At 69.6% G+C, this 20193-nt stretch carries 22 protein-coding genes; 5 read left to right on the top strand and 17 right to left on the bottom strand.

Going from position 1 to position 20193, the window contains the following annotated elements; translation table 11 throughout:
* Both Mterra_RS08445 and Mterra_RS08440 read right to left on the bottom strand, forming a co-directional pair.
* Positions 1 to 755, bottom strand: a 755-nt coding sequence (locus tag Mterra_RS08445; RefSeq protein WP_245971573.1) for a tRNA dihydrouridine synthase, incomplete at its 3' end; no start/stop codon positions are given.
* Between the two features lie 69 nt (positions 756 to 824).
* The gene (locus Mterra_RS08440) at positions 825 to 1289 is read right to left on the bottom strand and encodes a hypothetical protein (protein ID WP_119314791.1); all 465 of its coding nucleotides are present in this window, start codon (positions 1287 to 1289) and stop codon (positions 825 to 827) included.
* Between the two features lie 69 nt (positions 1290 to 1358).
* On the opposite strand from Mterra_RS08440, the gene Mterra_RS08435 reads away from it, so the two are divergent.
* The gene (locus Mterra_RS08435) at positions 1359 to 2267 is read left to right on the top strand and encodes an AAA family ATPase (RefSeq protein ID WP_245971572.1); all 909 of its coding nucleotides are present in this window, start codon (positions 1359 to 1361) and stop codon (positions 2265 to 2267) included.
* 58 nt (positions 2268 to 2325) lie between these two features.
* Positions 2326 to 3045 carry a DUF58 domain-containing protein gene (locus Mterra_RS08430; RefSeq protein WP_119314790.1) on the top strand — a complete coding sequence of 240 codons (720 nt, stop codon included), beginning with the start codon at positions 2326 to 2328 and terminating at the stop codon, positions 3043 to 3045.
* Between the two features lie 19 nt (positions 3046 to 3064).
* Here Mterra_RS08430 and Mterra_RS08425 read toward each other — a convergent pair whose 3' ends face one another.
* The gene (locus Mterra_RS08425) at positions 3065 to 3985 is read right to left on the bottom strand and encodes a lactate/malate family dehydrogenase (protein WP_170159603.1); all 921 of its coding nucleotides are present in this window, start codon (positions 3983 to 3985) and stop codon (positions 3065 to 3067) included.
* Here Mterra_RS08425 and Mterra_RS08420 point away from each other — a divergent pair.
* The gene (locus tag Mterra_RS08420; RefSeq protein ID WP_338025076.1) at positions 3932 to 4585 is read left to right on the top strand and encodes a Uma2 family endonuclease; all 654 of its coding nucleotides are present in this window, start codon (positions 3932 to 3934) and stop codon (positions 4583 to 4585) included. The genes Mterra_RS08425 and Mterra_RS08420 overlap by 54 nt on opposite strands.
* Here Mterra_RS08420 and Mterra_RS08415 read toward each other — a convergent pair.
* The 13 genes from Mterra_RS08415 to Mterra_RS08355 all read right to left on the bottom strand — a co-directional run bounded on the left by Mterra_RS08415 (position 4578) and on the right by Mterra_RS08355 (position 17632).
* Positions 4578 to 5228, bottom strand: a complete 651-nt coding sequence (locus tag Mterra_RS08415; RefSeq protein ID WP_119314788.1) for a nuclease-related domain-containing protein — start codon at positions 5226 to 5228, stop codon at positions 4578 to 4580. The genes Mterra_RS08420 and Mterra_RS08415 overlap by 8 nt on opposite strands.
* Positions 5229 to 5355: 127 nt before the next feature.
* Positions 5356 to 7095 (bottom strand): acyl-CoA dehydrogenase family protein, encoded by a 1740-nt coding sequence (locus tag Mterra_RS08410; RefSeq protein ID WP_119314787.1) that lies wholly within the window; start codon positions 7093 to 7095, stop codon positions 5356 to 5358.
* Between the two features lie 96 nt (positions 7096 to 7191).
* On the bottom strand, positions 7192 to 7872 hold the full coding sequence (locus Mterra_RS08405; protein ID WP_218022909.1) for an ankyrin repeat domain-containing protein: 681 nt from the start codon (positions 7870 to 7872) through the stop codon (positions 7192 to 7194).
* Positions 7873 to 7884: 12 nt separating this feature from the next.
* On the bottom strand, positions 7885 to 8577 hold the full coding sequence (locus Mterra_RS08400; RefSeq protein ID WP_218022908.1) for an ankyrin repeat domain-containing protein: 693 nt from the start codon (positions 8575 to 8577) through the stop codon (positions 7885 to 7887).
* Positions 8578 to 8629: 52 nt separating this feature from the next.
* Positions 8630 to 9109, bottom strand: coding sequence for a GlcG/HbpS family heme-binding protein (locus Mterra_RS08395; protein ID WP_119314786.1), 480 nt, complete (start codon positions 9107 to 9109; stop codon positions 8630 to 8632).
* A 100-nt stretch (positions 9110 to 9209) separates the two neighbouring features.
* Positions 9210 to 9848 carry a response regulator transcription factor gene (locus Mterra_RS08390; RefSeq protein ID WP_119314785.1) on the bottom strand — a complete coding sequence of 213 codons (639 nt, stop codon included), beginning with the start codon at positions 9846 to 9848 and terminating at the stop codon, positions 9210 to 9212.
* Complete coding sequence (locus tag Mterra_RS08385) at positions 9835 to 11814, bottom strand: two-component system sensor histidine kinase NtrB (protein WP_119314784.1); 1980 nt, start codon at positions 11812 to 11814, stop codon at positions 9835 to 9837. The genes Mterra_RS08390 and Mterra_RS08385 overlap by 14 nt, the downstream gene beginning before the upstream one ends.
* 28 nt (positions 11815 to 11842) lie before the next feature.
* Positions 11843 to 12169 (bottom strand): quaternary ammonium compound efflux SMR transporter SugE, encoded by a 327-nt coding sequence (gene sugE / locus Mterra_RS08380; protein WP_027892771.1) that lies wholly within the window; start codon positions 12167 to 12169, stop codon positions 11843 to 11845.
* A gap of 282 nt (positions 12170 to 12451) precedes the next feature.
* Positions 12452 to 12781: an ArsC/Spx/MgsR family protein gene (locus tag Mterra_RS08375; RefSeq protein ID WP_119314783.1), complete on the bottom strand. Its 330-nt coding sequence runs from the start codon at positions 12779 to 12781 to the stop codon at positions 12452 to 12454.
* Between the two features lie 224 nt (positions 12782 to 13005).
* On the bottom strand, positions 13006 to 14178 hold the full coding sequence (locus Mterra_RS08370) for a thiolase family protein (protein ID WP_119314782.1): 1173 nt from the start codon (positions 14176 to 14178) through the stop codon (positions 13006 to 13008).
* Positions 14179 to 14213: 35 nt separating this feature from the next.
* Positions 14214 to 14702 (bottom strand): DUF4442 domain-containing protein, encoded by a 489-nt coding sequence (locus Mterra_RS08365; RefSeq protein WP_119314781.1) that lies wholly within the window; start codon positions 14700 to 14702, stop codon positions 14214 to 14216.
* Complete coding sequence (locus Mterra_RS08360) at positions 14699 to 15328, bottom strand: SGNH/GDSL hydrolase family protein (protein WP_119314780.1); 630 nt, start codon at positions 15326 to 15328, stop codon at positions 14699 to 14701. The genes Mterra_RS08365 and Mterra_RS08360 overlap by 4 nt, the downstream gene beginning before the upstream one ends.
* Before the next feature lie 9 nt (positions 15329 to 15337).
* On the bottom strand, positions 15338 to 17632 hold the full coding sequence (locus Mterra_RS08355) for a 3-hydroxyacyl-CoA dehydrogenase/enoyl-CoA hydratase family protein (protein ID WP_119314779.1): 2295 nt from the start codon (positions 17630 to 17632) through the stop codon (positions 15338 to 15340).
* Positions 17633 to 17746: 114 nt separating this feature from the next.
* Here Mterra_RS08355 and Mterra_RS08350 point away from each other — a divergent pair, with 114 nt between their 5' ends.
* Both Mterra_RS08350 and Mterra_RS22255 read left to right on the top strand, forming a co-directional pair.
* Complete coding sequence (locus Mterra_RS08350) at positions 17747 to 18193, top strand: DMT family transporter (protein ID WP_170159602.1); 447 nt, start codon at positions 17747 to 17749, stop codon at positions 18191 to 18193.
* A 186-nt stretch (positions 18194 to 18379) separates the two neighbouring features.
* Positions 18380 to 18556: a hypothetical protein gene (locus tag Mterra_RS22255; protein ID WP_170159601.1), complete on the top strand. Its 177-nt coding sequence runs from the start codon at positions 18380 to 18382 to the stop codon at positions 18554 to 18556.
* 84 nt (positions 18557 to 18640) lie between these two features.
* On the opposite strand, the gene Mterra_RS08345 is transcribed toward Mterra_RS22255, so the two are convergent.
* On the bottom strand, positions 18641 to 19795 hold the full coding sequence (locus Mterra_RS08345) for a BMP family ABC transporter substrate-binding protein (RefSeq protein ID WP_119314777.1): 1155 nt from the start codon (positions 19793 to 19795) through the stop codon (positions 18641 to 18643).
* Between the last annotated feature and the right edge of the window lie 398 nt (positions 19796 to 20193).

The raw sequence follows: 20193 nt of genomic DNA, 5'->3' as shown, positions 1-20193 counted from the left end.
CCGTACCACTGGGCGTTCAGCCGGGCGTGGCGCAGGGCGGTGTGAACGCGCTCCTCGAGGGCCGGCCCCGCCGCCGAGCCGCCCTGCCGGATCCGCGCGAAGATCCAGGGGTTGCCCACCGCGCCCCGCCCGATCATCACCCCGGCCACCCCCAGCTTCAGGCGCTCGAAGTACTGCTCGGGCGTACTCACGTCGCCGCTGCCGACGACCGGCACGCGCACCGCCTGGGCCACGCGGGCGATGGCCTCCCAGTCGGCCTCGCCGCCGTAGCGCTGCTGGCTGGTGCGCCCGTGAACCGTGATCAGGCTGGCCCCGGCGGCCTCGAGCCCCTGGGCGATCTCGAGGCTCTGGTCGTGGTCCCAGCCCAGCCGGATCTTGGCGCTCACCGGGAGGCTCGTGCCCTGGCGCATGGCCCGCACCAGCGCGAAAGCCAGCTCGGGCGTCTGGAGCAGGCAGGCCCCGCCCCGGCCCGCCATCTTGGGGGCCGGGCAGCCCATGTTGAGGTCGAGGGCGACGGGGCCGAACTCGGCCTCGGCCTTGGCCGCCGCGTCGCGCAGAACGTCGGGCTCGTGGCCGAAAAGCTGGAGCACCAGCCGTTCCTCGCCGGGGTAGGGGGCGCCCAGCTCGAGCGAGCGGCGCTCCCCGGCCAGGAAGCCCCGCGCCAGCACCATCTCGCTCACCACCCAGCCCGCGCCGTGCTCGAGGGCCAGCTTGCGGAAAGGCGCGTCGGTGTAGCCGGCCATGGGCGCGAGCACCGGCTGGGGCTGGCGCAGGGCTTCCGCGTAGAAATTGGTCGGGCGCGTGTGAGCGAGCGTTTTTACCTCCTACCTGGCCGCCGCCGAGATCACCAGCGAGAAGAAGCCGTCCTGGGCGGAGCCGAAGGCGGCTGCCGAGGCCGTGAAAGTATACGTGTCGTCGGCCTTGGGCATGATCACCACCCTCGCGATGTTCGAGAGTTCCGTGTCGCGTACGCTGACCCAACCCTTCGAGTCGCGCACGTACAGGTCGGCGTCGGTAATGCCCTTACCCCCCTCCCCGATGACCTCGATGGTGTAGACCAGGCCCTTCGACAGCTTCCGCGAGTAGCTGCGGCTCGCGTCCTTGCGGTCCAGCTTATCAATAAACACCGCCAGCGGATAACTCCCCTCGGCGTCAGCCAAGCCCAATTGCTGGCTGGTCAGCGTGAGGACCCGGTCGATCCGGCCGGTGTTCTGGAAGCGGTACTGCGCCACCGCCAGCCCGACCAGCAACAGCGCGCCTAAGGCCATGAATATTGCGAATCGTTTCATACAACCGCACCTCCAAGGCAATACTTTAGCGTGATTCCACCGAATTGCAATTCCTTTATAGTGCGGTCTGTGAGCCAACCCCGCCAAGCACTCAGAGCGCTCGAGGCCTCCCTCTCCAGCGTGCTCTTCGGGCAGGAGCGCGTGATCCGCGAGCTCCTGGCTACGGCCGTCGCCGGGGGGCACGCCCTGCTCGAGGGCCTCCCCGGCCTGGGCAAGACCCTGCTCGCCCGGGCCTTCGCCGAGGCCTCGGGGCTCTCCTACCGCCGCATCCAGTTCACCCCCGACCTGCTGCCCGCCGACGTCACCGGCACCGAGGTGCTCGAGGACGGCGGGTTCGTCTTCCGCCCCGGGCCGCTCTTCGCCCAGGTGGTGCTGGCCGACGAGATCAACCGCGCCACCCCCAAGACCCAGTCGGCGCTGCTGGAGGCCATGCAGGAGCGCGGGGTCACGGTGGCCGGGGTGCGCTACGCGCTGCCCGAGCCCTTCGTGGTGCTCGCCACGCAGAACCCGCTCGAGCTCGAGGGCACCTACCCCCTCCCCGAGGCCCAGCTCGACCGCTTCATGAGCAAGATCGCCGTACAGGCGCCGCCCCGCGCGGTCTGGCTGCGCATCCTGAGCGAGGAGCCCGCCCAGCCGAAGGCGGTGGAGGGCCTCGACCTGCCCCAGGCCCGCCGCGAGCTCGAGCAGGTCGTGGTGAGCCAGCCCGCGCTCGAGGCCATCGCCAACGCCGGCCAACTGGCGCTGGAGGACAAGCGCCTGCGCATGCCGCTCTCCCCCCGCGGGGCCAAGGCCTGGCTGGCGCTGGCCCGCGCCCTGGCCTACCTGGCGGGCCGGGCCCACCTCGACTGGGAGGACCTGCGCCAGGCCATGCGCCCCGCCCTCGCGCACCGCCTGCTGCTGACCGAGGAGGCCCAGTTCGAGGGCGTCACCGTAGAGGCCGTGCTGCAGGACTTGTTGCGCAGGACGATGCCGAAGTGAATGCCCTACTCCGTACGCTATGCGCCGAGGCACCCTGACGTAGGACGCACGACCTCCAATGACCCGCTACCGCATCCGCACGCGCCCCACCCAGCCCTACGCGGGCGAGCGCACCCAGCCCAGGCCGGGGCGGGGCCTCGAGTTCTACGAGCTGCGCGGCTACGCCCCCGGCGATGAGCCCCGTTTCATCGACTGGCGGGCCTACGGGCGCACCGGGCGGCTTTACACCCGCGTCTTCCAGGCCGAGGTCCCCGCCCGCTTCACCTTCCTGCTCGACGGCTCGCCCAGCATGGCCCTCTTCGGCAAGGCCCCTTACGCCGAGCGCGTGCTGCACCTGCTGGCGGAGCTCTCGAAGTCGGAGGGCGCTTTCCTGTGGGGCCAGGGGCGCTACCGGGGCCAGGCCCGGGCGGTGGCGGAGGGGCCTAAGGCCGCCCTCGCCGTCCCCCGGCCCAAGGGCGCGACCGTGCTGATCACCGACGGGCTCGACGAGCTCGACTGGGTGCGGCTGCTGGGCAAGCTCAAGCACGTGGTGCTGGTGCAGGTCCTGGCCCCCCAGGAGCTCTCCCCCGCCCCCGCCGAGGCCCTGCTGCGCGACGTGGAGACCGGGGAGCGCCTCGAGGCCGGCCCCGCCGAGGTCGCCGCCTACCAGAGCGCCCTCGAGGCCCACCTGCGCAAGCTCAAGCTCACCGCCCGCCGGCTGGGCAGCTACGCCCTGCTGCGGGTGGGCGAGCCCGTCGTGCCCGCGCTGCTGCGGCAGGGCGTCCTGGAGGAGCGCTGAGGGGGACGGGTAAGCTTCGCTAGATGTGCTCGAGGGTGTTCCTCAGGCTGTTGCACAGCACCTCGAGCTTGAAGCGCTCCTCCCGCGAGTAGGGCAGGTCCAGGGTTTCCACCACCCCGCTCGCCCCCACGATGCACGGCAGGGACAGGGCGACCCCGAACTCGGCGTTGCGCGAGCTGACGGTCAGCACGACGTTCGCGCCGTAGAGGATGGCCTCGACCACGCGGGCGATGGCGGCCCCCACGCCGTAGGAGATGGCCCCCTTACCCTCCACCACCCGCCGGTTGGAGCGCTGCACCCGGTCGGTGATGGCGGACTGGTCGCGCGCGGTCCAGGGCACCCCGCGCTGGGCGGCGAACTCGGTGATGGGCAGCCCGGCCACGTTGAGGTTCGACCACACCACCAGCGCCGAGTCGCCCTCCTCGCCCACGACGTAGCCGTTGACGTGCTCGGGCGAGACCCCCAGGTGCGCGGCCACCGCCGCCCGCAGCTGCATGGTCTCGAGCACCGTCCCCACCCCCAGCACCCGGCTCACGTCGCGGCCCTCCAGCAGCCGGTAGACGTACTCGGTCATGGAGTCCACCGGCTGGGTCGCCACCAAGAGCACCGCGCCGGGGGCGGCCTCGAGCACCTGCGGGATCGCCTCGCGGTAGATCAGCGTGTTGCTGCTGATCAGCTCCGCGCGGCTCAGGCCCCCCTTCTGGCGCAGGCCCGCCGCCAGCACCACCACGCCGGCGCCTTTGACCTGGGCGTAGCTCCCGCTGTAGACCCGCACCCCCCGGTCGAGCGTGGCGGCGGCGGCCACGTCGGCCGCCTGGGCCTGGGCCTTGTCCCGGTCCACGTCCAGCAGCACGATCTCCTCGCACGACCCCCGCAACGCCAGGGTGTGAGCGGTGGTAGCCCCGACCAGACCGGCACCGACGATGGCGACTTTGCTCATGCTCACCAGTCTAAGCAACCGCTGCCGCCTGTATACTCGAGCCATGGCCCGCCAGAACCCCGTCGGGCAAGCCACTTTTTCGAGGAATACCTCGAGCTGGAAACGCGATCACAGGTGCGTCATGAGCTCGTGGACGGCTATCGATTCGCCATGGCAGGCGGAACCGCAGATCGCAACCGCATCTGCAGCCGGCTCCTCCGCTTGACCTACGACGCCGCGGAGGCCTCCGGGTGCGAGCTATTCATCGACGACATGATCGTACAGACACCCGGCGGGAAAGGTTATTACCCCGACCTGTTCCTCACCTGTGAAGAATCAGACGGCAGGGCTCGGTTCAAGCAATTACCCTGCTGGGTTATCGAGGTATTGTCAGAATCGACGGAAGCCATCGACCGGGGCGAGAAACTGCACAACTACAAGACCATCCCCAGCCTCAAGGCCTACGTCTTGGTTTCTCAAGACCAGAAGCTGGTCGAGGTTTACCGCCGCCTGGAGGACGGCACCTGGCGCTACGAAACCCTCGAGGGCAGCGACGTCCTCGAGTTGCCCTGCCTCGAGCTCAGCGTGGGGCTCGAGGAGATTTACCGGGCCATCACCTGACCAACCCCTCGGCCTTTCTGACCGCGGCGATGAAGTCGCCATACTCCCAGACCTTCGGCAGGCTCGAGAGATAGGGCGTCAGCTCCTCAGGGCGTTTGACCGGGAGTTTTCCGACTTGGCCCCCCTCGAGCTGATCGCTCACGAACACCAGGATCGGCTTTACTTCTGCCCCCAGAATCTCCTTGAGCTTGTGGGACTGCCTCCAGGCCTGCTTGACCACCTCGTCCTGGCGTCTGCCCTTGTTGTACAACCCCTTGGGCGTCGCGATCACCTTGCCGCTGTAGTTCTTGACCTCCACGTTGAACGCCCCGGCGGGTCCGATCACTAAATGGTCCACGTTCTCCCCGCCCAAGTCCAGGTCGTGAAAGACGCGCCAGCCGGTGGGGAGTCGCTCGAGGCTCCTGCCGACCGTGACCTCCCCTACGTAGCCCTTGCCCACGGCCCGGACGGCCTTGGTCATCTCTTTGCTGCTGAGTACCCGCAGGACGAGGAGCAGGGCCACCAGCGGGGCCGCCGGGGCAAGGAAAGGCACGAGCACCCGGATGAGGAGGTATCCCCCGAGCCCGACGACGAGGAGAATCACCGCTAAGGCAATAAGCTTGTTGCGCAAAGTCTTTCCGGCTGTACCGTGCTTGATGGACATGCCCCAAAATACAAAACCCCCGCGATTCTGCGGGGGCATTTGCCGCATCGAGGGTCAAGCCCTGGGCTGCGGGTAACCCTCGGCCTCGAGCGACAGACGAGGCATCGCCGGCTACGAACGACTGGCCTCAGGCTTTCGGCTGCGGGTAACCCTCGGCCTCGAGCACCTTCTGGGCGATGCGGCGGCGCAGGTCCACGAGGTCGGCGGGCTCGTGCTTGGTCAGGCGGCGCACGGCGGAGGCCATCACGCGCATCTCGTCGCCTTCGGCCAGGCGGGGCAGCACGCCGAGGGCGGCAGACTGGGCGCGGTCGAGGGCCTGGTAGAGGTAGAGGGTGGTCATGTCGGCCCAGACCCCGCCGCCCAGGCGGCGCGAGCGCAGCAGCATGGACTCGGCGGCGTAGATGTCGATGAGGGCGTCGGCGGCGACGGCCAGGATCTCCTGCTCCTCCTCGAGCCTGGTGGCGTACTTCAGGGCCGCCAGGCCGCTCGTCATGAGCGCCAGCTTCTTGAGGTTTTCGATCTGGGCGAGCTCGAGGTCGTCGGGCTGGTCGAAGGAGGGCTCGAGGAGTTCCTTCTGGAGGTTCATGGCCGCGTCCACCAGCGGCAGCTCGCCCTTCATGGCCCGGCGCAGCAGCATGCCGGGGATGAGCAGGCGGTTGATCTCGTTGGTGCCCTCGAAGATGCGGTTGATGCGGCTGTCGCGGTAGGCCTGCTCGATGGGGTACTCGGCGCTGTAGCCGTAGCCGCCGTGGATCTGCACGCCCTCGTCCACGCAGTAGTCGAGCACCTCCGAGCCCAGCACCTTGATGATGCTGGCCTCGATGGCGTACTCCTCGATGCCCGCGAGCACCGCCTCGGTGCCGCTCTTGCCCTGCAAGGCCTCGTCGATGAGGCCCACGGTGCGGTAGGTGGCGCTCTCCCCGGCGAAGATACGGGTAGCCATCTCGGCGAGCTTGTGCTGGATGAGGCCGAAGTGGGCGATGGGCTTGCCGAAGGCCACGCGCTCCTTGGCGTACTTGGCCGACAGCGCCAGGGCGTGCTTGGCCCCGCCGATGGCCCCCGCGCCCAGCTTGTAGCGGCCCACGTTGAGCACGTTGAAGGCGATCTGGTGGCCCTTGCCGATGGTGCCCAGCACGTTCTCGACGGGCACCTTTACGTCTTCGAGGATCACCATGCGGGTGCTGCTGGCCTTGATGCCCATCTTCTTCTCTTCACCGCCGAAGGACAGGCCCGGCGTGTCGCGCTCGACCAAGAAGGCAGTGAACTTCTCGCCGTCGATCTTGGCGAACACAGTGAACAGGTGGGCGAAGCCGGCGTTGGAGATCCACATCTTGGTGCCGTTGAGGACGTAGTGCTTGCCGTCCTCGCTGAGCACCGCCTTGGTCTTGGCGGCCAGGGCGTCGGAGCCGTTGCCGGGCTCGGTGAGGCAGTAGGCGGCGACCCACTCGCCCGAGGCCAGCTTGGGGAGGTACTTGGCCTTCTGCTCGGGGGTGCCGAAGTAGACCAGGGGCAGGGTGCCGATGGAGGTGTGGGCGCCGTAGGTCACGCTGAAGCCGCCGGTGGGCGAGAGCTCCTCGGCCACCACGGTGGAGATGGTCTTGGGGAGGTCGAGGCCGCCGTACTCCTCGGGCACCTCGATGCCCAGCAGGCCCTGCTCCCCGGCCTTGCGCATCAGGGGGACGTTGAGCTCGAGCTCGCCGTGCTCGAGGCGCTCGGCTACGGGCTGGTACTCGCGCTCGACGAAGGTGCGGGTGGTCTTGATGATCTCGCGCGTCACGTCGTCGAAGTCTTCGGGGGTGAAGATGCCCTCGGGCTTCTCCAGCAGCCAGCCGCCGCCTTTTTTCGCCAGTTTGCGATCTGCGATCATGCCTGTACCTCCGGGAAACTTATACCGAGTCAAAGTTTATACCAGGGCAAAGGCCGAAGTCAAACCACCCGGTGGAGGTCGAGGAAGCGGGATGGGTCAGCGGCGGGCCCCGGCCCGCTCGAGCAGCCGCACCATCCCCGCGTAGCCGCGCTGCCGGGCGTGCTGCAAGGGCGTCACCCCGCCCCGGTCGGCGAGGTTGGGGTTGGCCCCGGCCTCCAGCAGCAGCCGCACCACCTCGGTGTGGCGGGGCCCGCCGTCGCCCAGGATGATCGCCTCGAGCAGCGCGGTCCAGCCGAGGTTGTTGACGTGGTCGAGCGGGGCCTTGGCCTCCAGCAGCACCCGCACCGCCTCCACGTGGCCCAGGTGGGCCGCGGCGATGAGGGCGGTGCCGTCGTAGGGGCTGGTGACGTTCCGGGCGCTCGCGCCCCCGGCCAGGCCGACGCGGATCATCTGGGCGTCGTTGCGCACGGCGGCGATGGTGATGAGGTCGTAGCGCTGGTTGTCGAGGGCGTTGGGGTCGGCGCCCCCGCGCAGCAGGGCCCGGGCCGCCGCGTGCTGGCCCAGGTGGGCGGCCACGAGCAGCGGGGTGCGCCCGGCGCGGTCGCGCACCTCCGGGCTGGCCCCGCCCTCGAGCAGGCCTTCGATGCGGGCCACGTCGCCCTTGGCGGCGGCGGCCAGCAGGCCGGTGTAGCCCTCGAGCTCGGCCTGCGAGGGGGGAACCTGGGCGAGGGCCAGGCCCGCCAGGGCCATCAGCACGGTCAGGAACCATCGGCGCACGGCAGCCCTCCCCTAGCGGGCCCCGGCCCGCTCGAGCAGCCGGGCGATGGCGGCGTAGCCGCGCCGCTTGGCGTGGGCCAGGGGCGTCACGCCCTCGCGGTCGGCTAAGTTGACGTCGGCCCCGGCGGCGATGAGCAGGCGCACGATCTCGGTGTGCCGCGCCCCGCCCTCGCCGAGGATGATGGCCTCGAGCAACGCGGTCCAGCCCAGGTTGTTGACGTGGTCCACGTCGATCTTGGTCTTGAGGATCTCGCGCACGTACTCGACGTGGCCCCGGTGGGCGGCCGGGATCAGCGCGGTGCCGCCGAAGCGGTTGGTGCGGGTCAGGTCGGGGTTGGCCCTGAGCACCTCGCGCAGCATCGCCACGCTGCCGGTCTCCCCGCTCACCAGGAGGGCGTTGTTGCGGTTGGAGTCCTGGAGGTCGGGGTCGGCCCCGGCGGCGATGAGGGCCCGGGCCACCGCCACGTGGTCGCCCCGGGCAGCGGCGGTGAGGGCGGTGCGACGGGTGGCGTCGCGGGCGTTGACGTTGGCCCCGCGCCGGAGCAGGTCCTGCACCTCCGCGAGGTCGCCCCGGGCCGCGGCTTCGATGATCTCGGGGTCCAGGGAAGCGGAATTCATGGGTTTGGCGGGCGTCTGGCCCAGGCTGCCGGAGACCAGCAGCAGGGCCAGGACCGTCGGGATCAGTTGCCAGCGCTTGATGGTCATTGGGTTCTCCTGAGCTCGAGGGCAGGCCTCGAGCGCGACCCCGGCTTCAGGCTCACCTCAGGCGGTCGGCGATCTTGTCGAGGCCCGCCTTGGCGCACGCCTCGTCGGCCTCGCCGCTGGGGGCCCCGCCCACGCCGATGGCCCCGATGACCTCGTTGCCCACGCTGACGGGCAGGCCGCCGCCCAGGGCGATCACGCCGCTGATGCTGGCGAGGCCGGGGGCGGTCTGGACGCGCTGGGCGAAGGTGCTGGTGGGGACGCGGACGCTGGCGGAGGTATAGGCCTTCTTCCAGGCGGTGTCGAAGGTGTGCAGCCCGGCCCCGTCGTTGCGCAGGCCGGCCTTGAAGGCGCCGCCCCGGTCGAGCACCACCACCGAGACGCGGTAGCCGTCGGCCTGGCACTTCTGCATGGCGGCGAGCGCGGCTTCTTCGGCCAGGGCTACGGAAAGGTTGCGCTCGGTGAGCACCCCTTGGGCCAGGGCGAGGCCGAGGGCGGTGAGGCCGGCGAGGCTGAAGCGGGCGAGTTTGGTCATGGCGTTCTCCGTTCGTCAGCAATCCGCTGAACTGCACGCATGCTACGCCGGAGCCGTCCGGCAGCGGAATTCGGGCCACTGCGGGGCAGGGTGCGTAGTTTTACGGATGCCCCTCGAGCCCCCGCAAGTACAGCCGCACCAGCCCGGCCAGCGACTCGACCTCGAGCTTCTCCATCAGGTGGGCGCGGTGGGTCTCGACGGTGCGCGGGGAGACCTCGAGCCGCCGGGCGATCTGCTTGTTGGTGTAGCCCTCGACCATCAGGCGCAGCACCTCGAGCTCGCGCGGGCTGAGCCGGGTCAGGCGCTCGCGGGCCTCGCGGCCCCCCTCCTGGCGCTGGCGCGAGTGGATGTGGGCCCGCACCGCGCGCTGCAGGGTCTCGAGGAGGGTCTGCTCGTCGAGGGGCTTGGGCAAGAACTCCACCGCCCCCGCGACGAAGGCCCGCCGGGCCAGGTTCACGTCGCCGTGGCCGGTCACGATCACCACCGGCAGGTCCACGCCGCGCTCGCGCAACATCTCCTGCAACTGCAGGCCGCTCATGCCCGGCATCCGCACGTCGAGCACCACGCAGCCGATGGCCTCGGGGTCGAAGGCCTCGAGGAAGGCCGCCGGGGAGGCGAAGGCCTGCACCTCGAGCCCGATGGTCCCGATCAGCAGGGCCAGCGCCTCGCGCACGGCCTCGTCGTCGTCCACGAGGTAGACCACCGGCGAGTGCCTGAGGGCGGGGCTAGGGCCGGACATGCTCCTCCGCGATTCGCGCGGGCAGCCTAAGGGTGAAGCAGGCCCCGCCGCCGGGGGCGTTGCCGCCCTCGAGCGCGCCCCCCATGCCCTGCGCCAGCGTCTGCGAGAGCGATAGCCCCAGGCCCATCCCCCCGGCCTTGCCGCTGACGAAGGGGTTGAAGAGCTGGGGCAACACCTCCGGGGCGATGCCGGGGCCATAGTCGCGCACCTCCAGCCGCACCTCCCGCCCCTCCCGCCAGGCCCGCACCCGCACCCGCCGCCGCTCGGGCTCCACGCCGCCCAGGGCCTCGAGGGCGTTGCGCAGGAGGTTGTGCAGCACCTGCTCGATCTGGATGGCGTCGCCCAGCACCTCCAGCCCCTCGCCGCCCAGCTCGGTCTCCAGCCGCACGCCCCGCTCGCGCAGCTCGTGCTCGGTCAGGACCCGCACGTTCTCCACCACCTGCCGCAGGTCCACCGGCTCGCGCCGCAAGGGCTGCCGCGCCACGTGGGCCCGCAGGCGCTCGAGGATCTGCGCGGCCCGGCGGGCCTGGTCGGCGCTGGACTGCAGCGAGCGCCGCACCCGCTCGAGGTCGGCGTCCTCCTCCTCCAGCAGCCGCAGCGAGGCCTGGGCGTGGCTGAGGATGGCGGTCAGGGGCTGGTTGAGCTCGTGGGCGATGCCCGCGGCGATCTCGCTCAGCGTGCCCATGCGCCCGGCGTGGGCCAGCAGGGCCTCGTGCTCGCGCAGCCGGCGCTCGCTGTGCTCGAGGGCCTCGAGCATGCGCTTGCGGAAGGGCCCCAGGTCGCGCAGGGTCAGCACCCCGCCCGCCACCCGGCCCTGCTCGTCGGTGAGGGGCGAGAGGCTGCCCTCCACCAGCCGGGCCTGCCCCCGCGCGTCGAGGAGGGTGGTCCCCTCGGGCAGTTCGGTGGGGACGGGGTCACGCCGGAAGGAGCCCAGGTAGTCCGAGAGCGGCTGCTGGCCGAGCGTGGCCTGCAAGCGCAGCACCTGGGCCAGGGGACGCCCCACCAGCGAGGCCGCCTCGAAGCCCAGCAGGGCCCCCGCCGCCGGGTTCGCCAGCGTGACCCTGCCCCCTAAGTCCCAGGTCAGCAGCGCGTCGCTCACCGCCCTGACCGTGCCCTCGGCCCGCGCGCGCTCCCGTTGCAGGGCCTGCTCGGCGGCCTGCCGCTCGAGCCGTGCCTGCCGCACCCCGAAGAGGAAGCGCGTCAGCAGCAGGGCGAGCACCGCGCCCGCCGCCAGCAGCACGGCCATCCCGCCCAGCGGCAGGTCGGCGAAGCGGAGCTGGCGGGCGGCCTCGAGCCCGAAGGGCTGGCTGGCGCTGCCCAGCGGCTTCTGCAGGCTGAAGCGCGGCAGCAGGCCGGCCTCGAGCGCCGAGGGCGAACGGCGCGGCTCGAGGCGGTAAAAGACCCCGCCCCCGCCTGCCCCGGACAGGCTGAAGCTCGAGTCGGGCTGCGTGAACTCGCTCAGGGCGGCGAAGCGCGCCGCGTCGATCCACAGCACGAAGGCCGTCTCCCCCCCGTCCGACTCGACCAGCGCGAAGACCGGCACGGCCGAGCTCAACACCCGGCGACGGGCCGCGGAGGCCTGCCCCAGCGCCTCGAGCACCGTCTCCTGCAGCCTGTCCGGCGGGTCGAAGCCTACGCCCGCCAGCAGGGCACAGCCCACCAGCGCCGTCCCGGTGCAGCGCTCGAGCGCCGCGACCTGCGGGTACTGCGCGCGCATGGACTCGGCGAAGCTCGCCAGCGTCGGCGTGCCCACGCCGGCTCGCTCGAGGGCCACCAACCCCGCCAGCACCGCGTCGTGCTGCTCGGCCCGCTGTGAGAGCACCCGGTGCAGGATGCGCACGTCCTGCTCGAAGGCCGCCCGGACCCGCCCGGCGGCGGAGTCCCCCCAGAGCACGCACAGCGCCAGCCCGAGGCCCAGCCACAGCAGCAGGGCCAGGGCGTAGCCGCGCACCCGCGGGGAAGCCATGAATTTCAGTGTACGCCAGGGGTTCGCCTCACTGCGACTCCCCGCTCGTCAGCTTGAGCCCGATGATCGAGGCCAGCAGCATCGCCAGGAAGAGGCCTCGAGCCAGCGACAGGGGCTCCTTGAACAGCAGCACGCCCAGCACCGCCGCCCCCAGCGCCCCGATGCCCACCCACACCGCGTAGGCGGTCCCGATGGGGATGGTCCGGGCCGCCACCGACAGCAGGTACATGCTGCCCACGATGGCCGCGCCCGTGAGCACGCTCGGCACGGGCCGGGTGAAGCCCTCGGTGTACTTGAGCCCGATGGCCCAGGCCACCTCCAACAACCCTGCGATCACCAGCAAAATCCAAGCCACAAGGCACACTCCTTCCGGGGTGCGTCGTCTTGTCTTGACCGCGAGCTAAGCTCGCCACCAACAGCAAGCAGAGCTACTACCAACAGCAAGCAGAGCTACTACCAACAGCAAGCAGAGCTACTACCAACAGCAAGCAGAGCTACTACCAACAGCAAGCAGAGCCGGGTCACCGGGTACGGCGCGTCTCGTCCGGGGATAAAGCCTTCCGGCCTCCAGCTTCAGGTTAGGCGACGCGCGTAAGCAACGGGTGAGCAACGCAGGGGCACCGAGCACGGCCCGTGCTCACGTCCCTGACACCCACTTTTTCCACTCCGCCTCGGCCTGCCCCACGCTCAGCAGGTTGCCGCTGCGCACCGGGGGCAGCTTGAGCAGCCGGGGCTCGGCGGCGATCTTCTCGAGCAGCCCCTCCTCGGTCACGCGGAGGTACTCGAGGTGGCTGTCGCGGTAGGCCTTGGTCTGGGTGTCGATCAGGGCCTCGAGCCCGAACTCCTGCACGAATCGCCCGATCTCGCCCTTGCTCATGGGGCGCTGGGACAGGTCCACGAAGTGAACCTTGACGCGGCGCTCTTTGAAGAAGCGCTCGGCGGCCCGGGTCGCGCTCGAGCCCTTCATACCAGATTCGGTTAGTCCGGCGCCGTTCGGCGCCGGACTAACCCGACCGAAGGGAGTGCTCTGGGATTCAAAAAGATAGCCTCTGGAAGTCTTTGGATTGGGTGACTATCTTTTTGAATCCGGTATCAGCCCGAAAATCTGGACTTCCATAGCCCGGCGATAGCTTAAAGCGAATAGCTGATAGCCAAAGACCGTCTCGGCTATCAGCTATCGGCTATAAGCAATCAGCCCCTCGGGTAGACCTCGAGCACCCCCGCGGCCCCCATCCCGCCGCCGATGCACATGGTGACCAGGCCGAGCCCGCCGCCGCGCCGCCCGAGCTCGTGGACGAGCTGGGTGGTGAGCTTGGCCCCGGTCGCGCCCAGCGGGTGGCCCAGCGCGATGGCCCCGCCGTTGACGTTGACGATCTCGGGGTTCATCTCCAGCTCGCGCATCACCGCCAGCACCTGCGCGGCGAAGGCCTCGTTGAACTCGATGAGCTTGATGTCCTCGAGCTTGACGCCGGCCTTAGCCAGCGCCTTGGGCACGGCCTTGATCGGCCCCACGCCCATGACGTCGGGGTCTACGCCCCCGGTGGCGAAGCTCACGAAGCGGGCCAGCGGCTTGAGGCCGAGCTCGTCGGCCTTCCCGCGGCTCATCAGCAGCACCGCGGCGGCCCCGTCGGAGTAGGGCGAGGCGTTGCCCGCGGTCACGGTGCCGCCCTCCTTGAAGGCGGGCTTGAGCTTGGCGAGGCGCTCGAGGCTGGTGTCGGCCCGCGGGATCTCGTCCTTGGCGAAGCGCACCTCCTCGACGTGCTTCTTGCTGCCCTTCCAGCTCACCTTCCGCACCGCCACGGGCTCGATCTCGTCGTCGAACTTGCCCTCGGCCTGCGCCTTGAGCGCCTTCTGGTGCGAGCCGTAGGCCCAGGCGTCCTGGTCCTCGCGGCTCACGCCCCAGCGCTCGGCCACCCGCTCGGCGGTGAAGCCCATGCCGATGTAGGCCTCGGCCATCTCGGGGTGGAGCTGGGTGTGGTAGCCCGACATGGGCACCTGGCTCATCATCTCCACGCCCCCGGCCAGCACCACGTCGTTGACGCCCGAGAGGATGGCCTGCGCCCCGTACGCCACGCTCTGCAGGCCCGAGGCGCAGAAGCGGTTGATGGTCGCGCCCGTGACCTCCACCGGGAAGCCCGCCCGCAGCAGCGAGAGCCGGGCGATGTTGAGCCCCTGGCTGGCCTCGGGCATGGCACAGCCCCACTGCACGTCCTCGACGACCTCCGGGCCCACCCCGGCCTTCTCGAGCGCCGCCTTCATCACGGTCGCGGAGAGGTCGATGGGGTGGACGCTGGCGAGCGAGCCGTCGCTCTTGCCGCGCCCGACCGCGCTACGAACCGCACTGACGATTACCGCTTCTTTCATCTCGACTCCTTTATACTCGGTTCAAGCTTTACCAACTATGACGCAACACCCTTCCGGCGGATGTAGAGGGTTTTCTCGAAGCTCGCGTGAACCACGCCGTTTTTGTCCACCAGCTCCACCGGGTAGACCCGGTCTACGGAGGGGTGCTGGGCGGTGAGGGTCCGGATGGCCCCTAACTCCTCGTCGCTGAGCCCGAAGCGGGCGTAGAGCGTGGCCTTGCCCGGCTTGCGGAAGCGGATGGTGGCCGCCTTGTCCCACACGATGTATCCCGGGCCCAAGGTGTGGATGAGCATGAGCATGTAGATGGGGTCAATGGCGCCGTAAAGGCTCCCGCCGAAGATGGTCCCTACGTAGTTGCGCGTGCGCCAGTTGAGCGGAAGCGCCACGTGGACCTCCTTCCAGTCGGGGGCGATGTAGGTCACGCGCCCGCCGGTGCCCCGGTAAGCCGGGAACAGGTTGAAGCCCCAGCGCCAGACGCGGGTGCGCCAGGACTCGGCCTTGGCCTTAGGGAAAGCCGTGGTCATCTCCCCTCCCCCTGCGCCGCCGGCACCCGCACCGCGACGCCGTGCCGCTCGAGCACCGGCGCCACCTGCCGGGCGATCTCGAGGTAGCCCCTGGCGTTGGGGTGCACCCCGTCTTCGCTCCAAAGGGCTGGGTTTTTGTCCAGTTCGCTCTCCCAGAAGTCGAAGAAGATCGCATCGTAGCGCCCGGCGAGGTCATGGATGATGTGGTTGGCGGCCTCGAGGTTACGCCCGACGCGCTCGCGCACGCCACCCGGGAGCTCGAGGCGCAGCGTGAAGTTGGGCAAGGTGGCGGTGAAGAGCCGCGCCCCCACGCTCTGGAAGGCCCCCAGCATCAGGTTGAGCTCGGCCCTCAGGCGCTCGGCGCTGAAGGGCCCCTTCAGGCAGTCGTTGGCCCCCGCGACGACGCTCACGAAGTCGGGCCCCAGGCTGAGCCCGCGCTGGAGCTGCTGCGCGCGGATTTCCCCGGCGCGCAGCCCCCGGCTGGCGAGGTTAGTGTAGCGCAGGCCGGGGCTGGCCGCCTGCATCCACCCGGCCAGCCAGCCGGGGGCGGAGCGCAGGGGGATTCCCTCCACCGGGTCGCCCACTCCTTCGGTGAAGCTGTCGCCGAGGGCCACGAAGTGCCGCATACGGTCAGCTCAGTTGCGCAGCGGCTTCCCGGTCTTGAGGGTGTGCGCGATGCGCTCTTGGGTCTTGCGGGTGCCCAGCAGCTTGAGGAAGGCCTCGCGCTCGAGGTCGAGGATGTCCTGCTCGCTCACCTCGCGGGCCGGGCCGTCGCCGCCGCACAGCACGTAGGCCAGCTCGGCGCCGATGCGGGCGTCGTGCTCGGAGGCCTGCCCGGCCTCCTGGAACTGCCACAGCGCGTAGCGCAGGTTGCCGATGCCCTCGGCGCCCAGGGCCCGGACCTTCAGCGGCACCTGGGGCACGTAGTCGGGGGCGAGGTCGAGCACGCGCTGCTTGGCGTCGGCGATGAGGCGGTCGCGGTTCATGCTGATGCGGTCCTGGGGGCGCAGGAAGCCCATGTTGCGCGCCTCGAGGGCGCTGGTGGAGGTCTGGGCCAGGGCGATCATCTGGAAGGCGCGGCGCACCGCCTCGAAGAGGTCGGTCTCGGGGCCGTAGGCCGAGAGCTCCTTGGTGAAGCGGAAGAGCATCTCCTTGGTGCCCCCGCCCGCCGGGATCAGGCCCACGCCCACCTCGACGAGGCCCATGTACAGCTCGGCGTGGGCCTGGATGAGGTCGGAGTGCAGGCTGAACTCGGCCCCGCCGCCCAGCGTCAGGCCGAAGGGGGCCGAGACGACCGGGAAGGGCGAGCGGCGCAGGCGCATGGCGGTCTGCTGGAACTGGTGGGTGGCGAGGGCCATGGTGTCCCAGTCGCCCTCCTGCGCCGCCATCAGCACCAGCGCGAGGTTGGCCCCGGCGGAGTAGGTGCGGGGGTCTTCGTGGGAGAGCACTAAGCCGTTGTAGCCGTGGGACTCCACCCAGTCCATCGCCTTGTGCAGGTCGCGGATGACCCCCTCGCCCAGCGTGCCCATCTTGGCGCGGTTCTCGAAGAGGGCCACGCCGTCGCCCAGGTCGAGCAGGGCGGTCTCCTTGCCCTCCAGCAGCACCTTCCCCGCCGCCCTCACCTCGGCGAGCTTGACCACGCCCTCCCGCTTGGGGATGGGGTGGTACTGGCCGTCGAAGCCCAGGTAGGAGCCGTTCTTGTAGAAGCTCCCCTGGGCCTTCTTCAGCAGTTCGGGCTCAGCGAGGCCGTGCTCGCGGAAGAGCTCGCGCACGGTCTCGAGGCCCACCGCGTCCATGTTCTTGAACGGGCCCTCGCTCCAGCCGAAGCCCCACTCGAGCGCGTGGTCCACCGCCACGATGTCGTAGGCGATCTTCTCGGCGGTCTGCAGGGTGTAGTGCGCGGTCACGGCGAAGAGCTTGCGCATGAACTCGCCGTGCTTGCCCGGCAGCTTGAGCAGCCCGCGCAGCTTGTCGTGCAGCGGCGCGTCCTTGAGCGCGCCGAGCTCGGGGGTGCGCAGCTTCTGCTGCGGGACGTACTCGCCGGTGGCGTAGTCGAGGGTGAGGATGTCCTTGCCCACCTTCTTGTAGAACCCGGCCCCGCTCTTCTCGCCCAGCGCCCCCTTCTCGATGAGCCCGCCCACCCACTCGGGCAGGGCGAAGTCCTCGCCGGTGTTGTGGGCGAGCTCGGCAGAGACGAGCTTGAGCACGTCGAGGCCGGTGAGGTCGGCGGTGCGGAAGGTAGCCGAGTTGGGGCGGCCCAGCATGGGGCCGGTGAGGGAGTCCACTTCGTCGATGGTCAGGCCGAACTCCTGCATGATGCGGATGGCCTGGATCATGCCCATCACGCCCAGCCGGTTGGCGACGAAGCCCGGCGCGTCCTTGGCGACGACGATGCCCTTGCCCAGGATGCGCTCGCCGAAGCGGGCGACGGCCTCGAGCACCTGGGGGTCGGTGTCGGGGGTGGGGATGAGCTCGAGGAGGTGCAAGTAGCGCGGGGGGTTGAAGAAGTGGGTGCCCAAAAAGCGCTTGCGGAAGCCCTCGCCGCGGCCCTCGAGCAGGATGCTCATGGGGATGCTCGAGGTGTTGGAGGCCACGATGGCCTTGGGCGCGACGGCTTCCAGGCGGGCGTAGAGCTCGCGCTTGGGTTCGACCTTCTCGATGATGGCCTCCACGATCCAGTCGCAGTCGGCCAGCAGCTTGAGGTCGTCCTCGGTGTTGCCGAGCTGGATGAGGTCGGCCCGGGCCTTGTCCATGAAGGCGGCCGGGCGGGCCTTGAGCTGGCGCTCGAGGCCCTTCTTGGCGAACTCGAGGCGGTCTTCCTTGCCGGGGATGTCGAGCAGCACCACGGGCACGCCCGCCGAAGCAGCCAGCGCTGCGATGCCTGCGCCCATCGTCCCGGCCCCAACCACACCAACTTTTCGGATCTGCATGGCGGATAGTCCTCCTGAAAACTTGAACCGAGTCAAAGTTTATTACACACAGGTTGCCAGCGTCCAGTGCCCTATGGCACGGTGGGCCCGGGACAGCCCGGTAGACTCGGGGGCGTGGAGTCGCTGGTGTTCATCGCCTTGTCGGTGTTGGCAGCGGGGATCGCGGTGGGGCTGCAGTCGCCCATGCTGGGCATCCTCAGCAGCCGGCTGGGGACGCTCGAGGCCATCTTCATCGTGCACATCGGCGGTGCCGTCGCCTCGGTCCTGCCGCTGCTGCTGTTGCGCGGCGGGGGCAAGCTGGGGCAGCTGGCGGCGGTCCCCTGGTACACCCTGCTGGCCGGGGTGCTGGGCCTGGTCGTGGTCGCCGCCATCGGCTACGCGGTCCCGCGCATCGGGGCGGGCGCCACCACGGTGCTGCTGGTCGCGGCCCAGCTCCTCGCGGCCACCCTGGCCGACCAGTTCGGCTGGTTCGGCATCGCCGTCAAGCCCCTCGACCTGGGCAAGGTCTTGGGTCTGGGCCTGCTGCTGGCGGGGGCCTGGCTGGTGGTGCGGCCGAACTGACCGCGTTTCCCACGAACGCCCTCCGGGACCGGGGTGGTTTACCCCGCACCGCCAACCCGGCCGTGCGGGGTACTCGTGGGAACCGCTCTGAGCCATACGACCCGGGGGATACGCGGCATTCCCGTTCGTCCTCGCCTGGGTGTTCCCCCGCCGCTGCCCAAAAGCAAGCTTTACAATCGTACCGGCATGCGAGCCTACAAGGCCTTCATGGCGCTGCTCTCCGCCCTGCTGTGGGGGATGTTCGTCGGCGCCCTGCAGAGCACTCTCGAGATCCGGGGGTTCGGCTCGCTGCCCGTGAGCCTGTGGCCGTTCGTCACGGCCGGGGTGCTCCTCTTCGGCCTGGCTCGAGCCTTCATGCGATAGCCAGCCCTCCGCGGCCGAAAACCAGGGCGCCCCTCGAGGGGCGCCCTACACGCTTTTCTGCAGCCGTGGAGCCTATGCCCGGCGCTACTGCTTGGGCTCGTCGGCGACCTGGCCCACCACGCCGGGGGCCATCCACTGCATGCTGTTGAGTTCGGCGACGGTCATGGTCTTGCCCGCCGGCACCCGCAGCACGCCGTAGCGGTCCTTGATGGGGCCGGTGAAGGGGTCGAAGGTGGGCTTGGCGCTCGACATGTTCTTCAGGAGTTCCATCACCCGGTCGTACACCGAAACCTGCTTGCCGTTCACGGTCATCTTGGCGGCCTTGAGCGCGGGCACGAACTTGGGGTTGATGGGCATGCCGGTCTGGGCGCCCAGCGAGACCGCGCCCTCGCGCAGCAGCCACCAGTAGTCCACGTTCTGCAGGTTCTTGTTGGTGTAGGTGCCGCTTTGCACCTTCTTGAGGAAGTCGATGTAGATCTTCTCCCAGTGCACGATCTGGCCCGAGACCACGTAGTCGGGGGCGTACTTGTACATGGAGTTGTAGTGGCTGAAGCTGGGGATCTTCTTCTTGGCCGCGGTCTGGACCACGGTGGCGGTGTCTTCGGTGAAGGCCAGCACGTCGTTGCCTTCGGCGATGAGGGCCTCGGCGGCTTCGCGGGCCTTGGCGGGGTCGAACCAGGCGTTGATCCACTTGACGTTGACGGTGGCCTTGGGGTTCACCGCCCGCACGCCCAGGGCGAAGGCCGAGATGTGGCGCTTGAGCTCGGGGATGGGGAAGGCGCCCACGTAGCCCACCTTGCCGCTCTTGGTGAGGGCGCCGGCCATCAGGCCGTTGAGGTAGTAGACCTGGTAGAAGTCGGCCATGTAGGTGGCCATGTTGGGGGCACGCTTGAAGCCGGAGGCGTGGGCGAAGATCACGTCGGGGTACTTCTTGGCGGCCTCGAGGGTCTGGTCCATGAAGCCGAAGCTGGTCGTGAAGATCACGTTACAGCCGTCGGCCACCAGGCGGTCGATGACCGGCATGGCCTGGCCCTCCGGCACCGACTCGACGTACTTGGTCTCCAGCCCCGGGATGGCCTTCTCGGCGGCCAGCCGGGCCTCGTTGTGGGCGAAGGTCCATCCCACGTCCCCAATCGGTCCGACGTAGATGAAACAGGCTTTGAGCTTCTTCTCCTGGGCGGTGGTGGTCCCCAACCCCAGGAGCAGGGCAACCAGCGCGAGCAGCCAACGCGTTCTCATAACCCTATCTCCCTCCTCGCTCGCGACCCACGGACCTCGAGGCCGCTTGCTGACGCGAATATACACTTTGGACGAGGCTCATCACCAGCAGGGGGATGAGATAAGCCGTCAGCTATCAGCCCTCAGCAATAGGCTCGTGGCCTGTGGCTCGTGGTGAAAGGCACCCCAACCCTCCCCGCCGGCGGGGAAGGAATATCCCCCCTAGCCCCCCTTGCTAAGGGGGGAACCAGGCGTCCTGCGTCTCGCGTTTGGCGTCTTGCGTTTTGCGTCTTGCGTCTTGCGTTTTGCGTCTTGCGTCTTGCGTTTTGCGTCCTGCGTTTCGCGTTTGGCGTTTTGCGTACGGCGTACGACGTACGACGCAGCACGTACGACCCGCCCCCGCCGCCCGGCCATCACCC

This window comes from Calidithermus terrae, assembly GCF_003574345.1.
Taxonomy (GTDB): Bacteria; Deinococcota; Deinococci; order Deinococcales; family Thermaceae; genus Calidithermus; species Calidithermus chliarophilus.
Note: the sequence above shows the minus strand (reverse complement) of the source record. Positions and strands in the feature narration are given on the sequence as shown.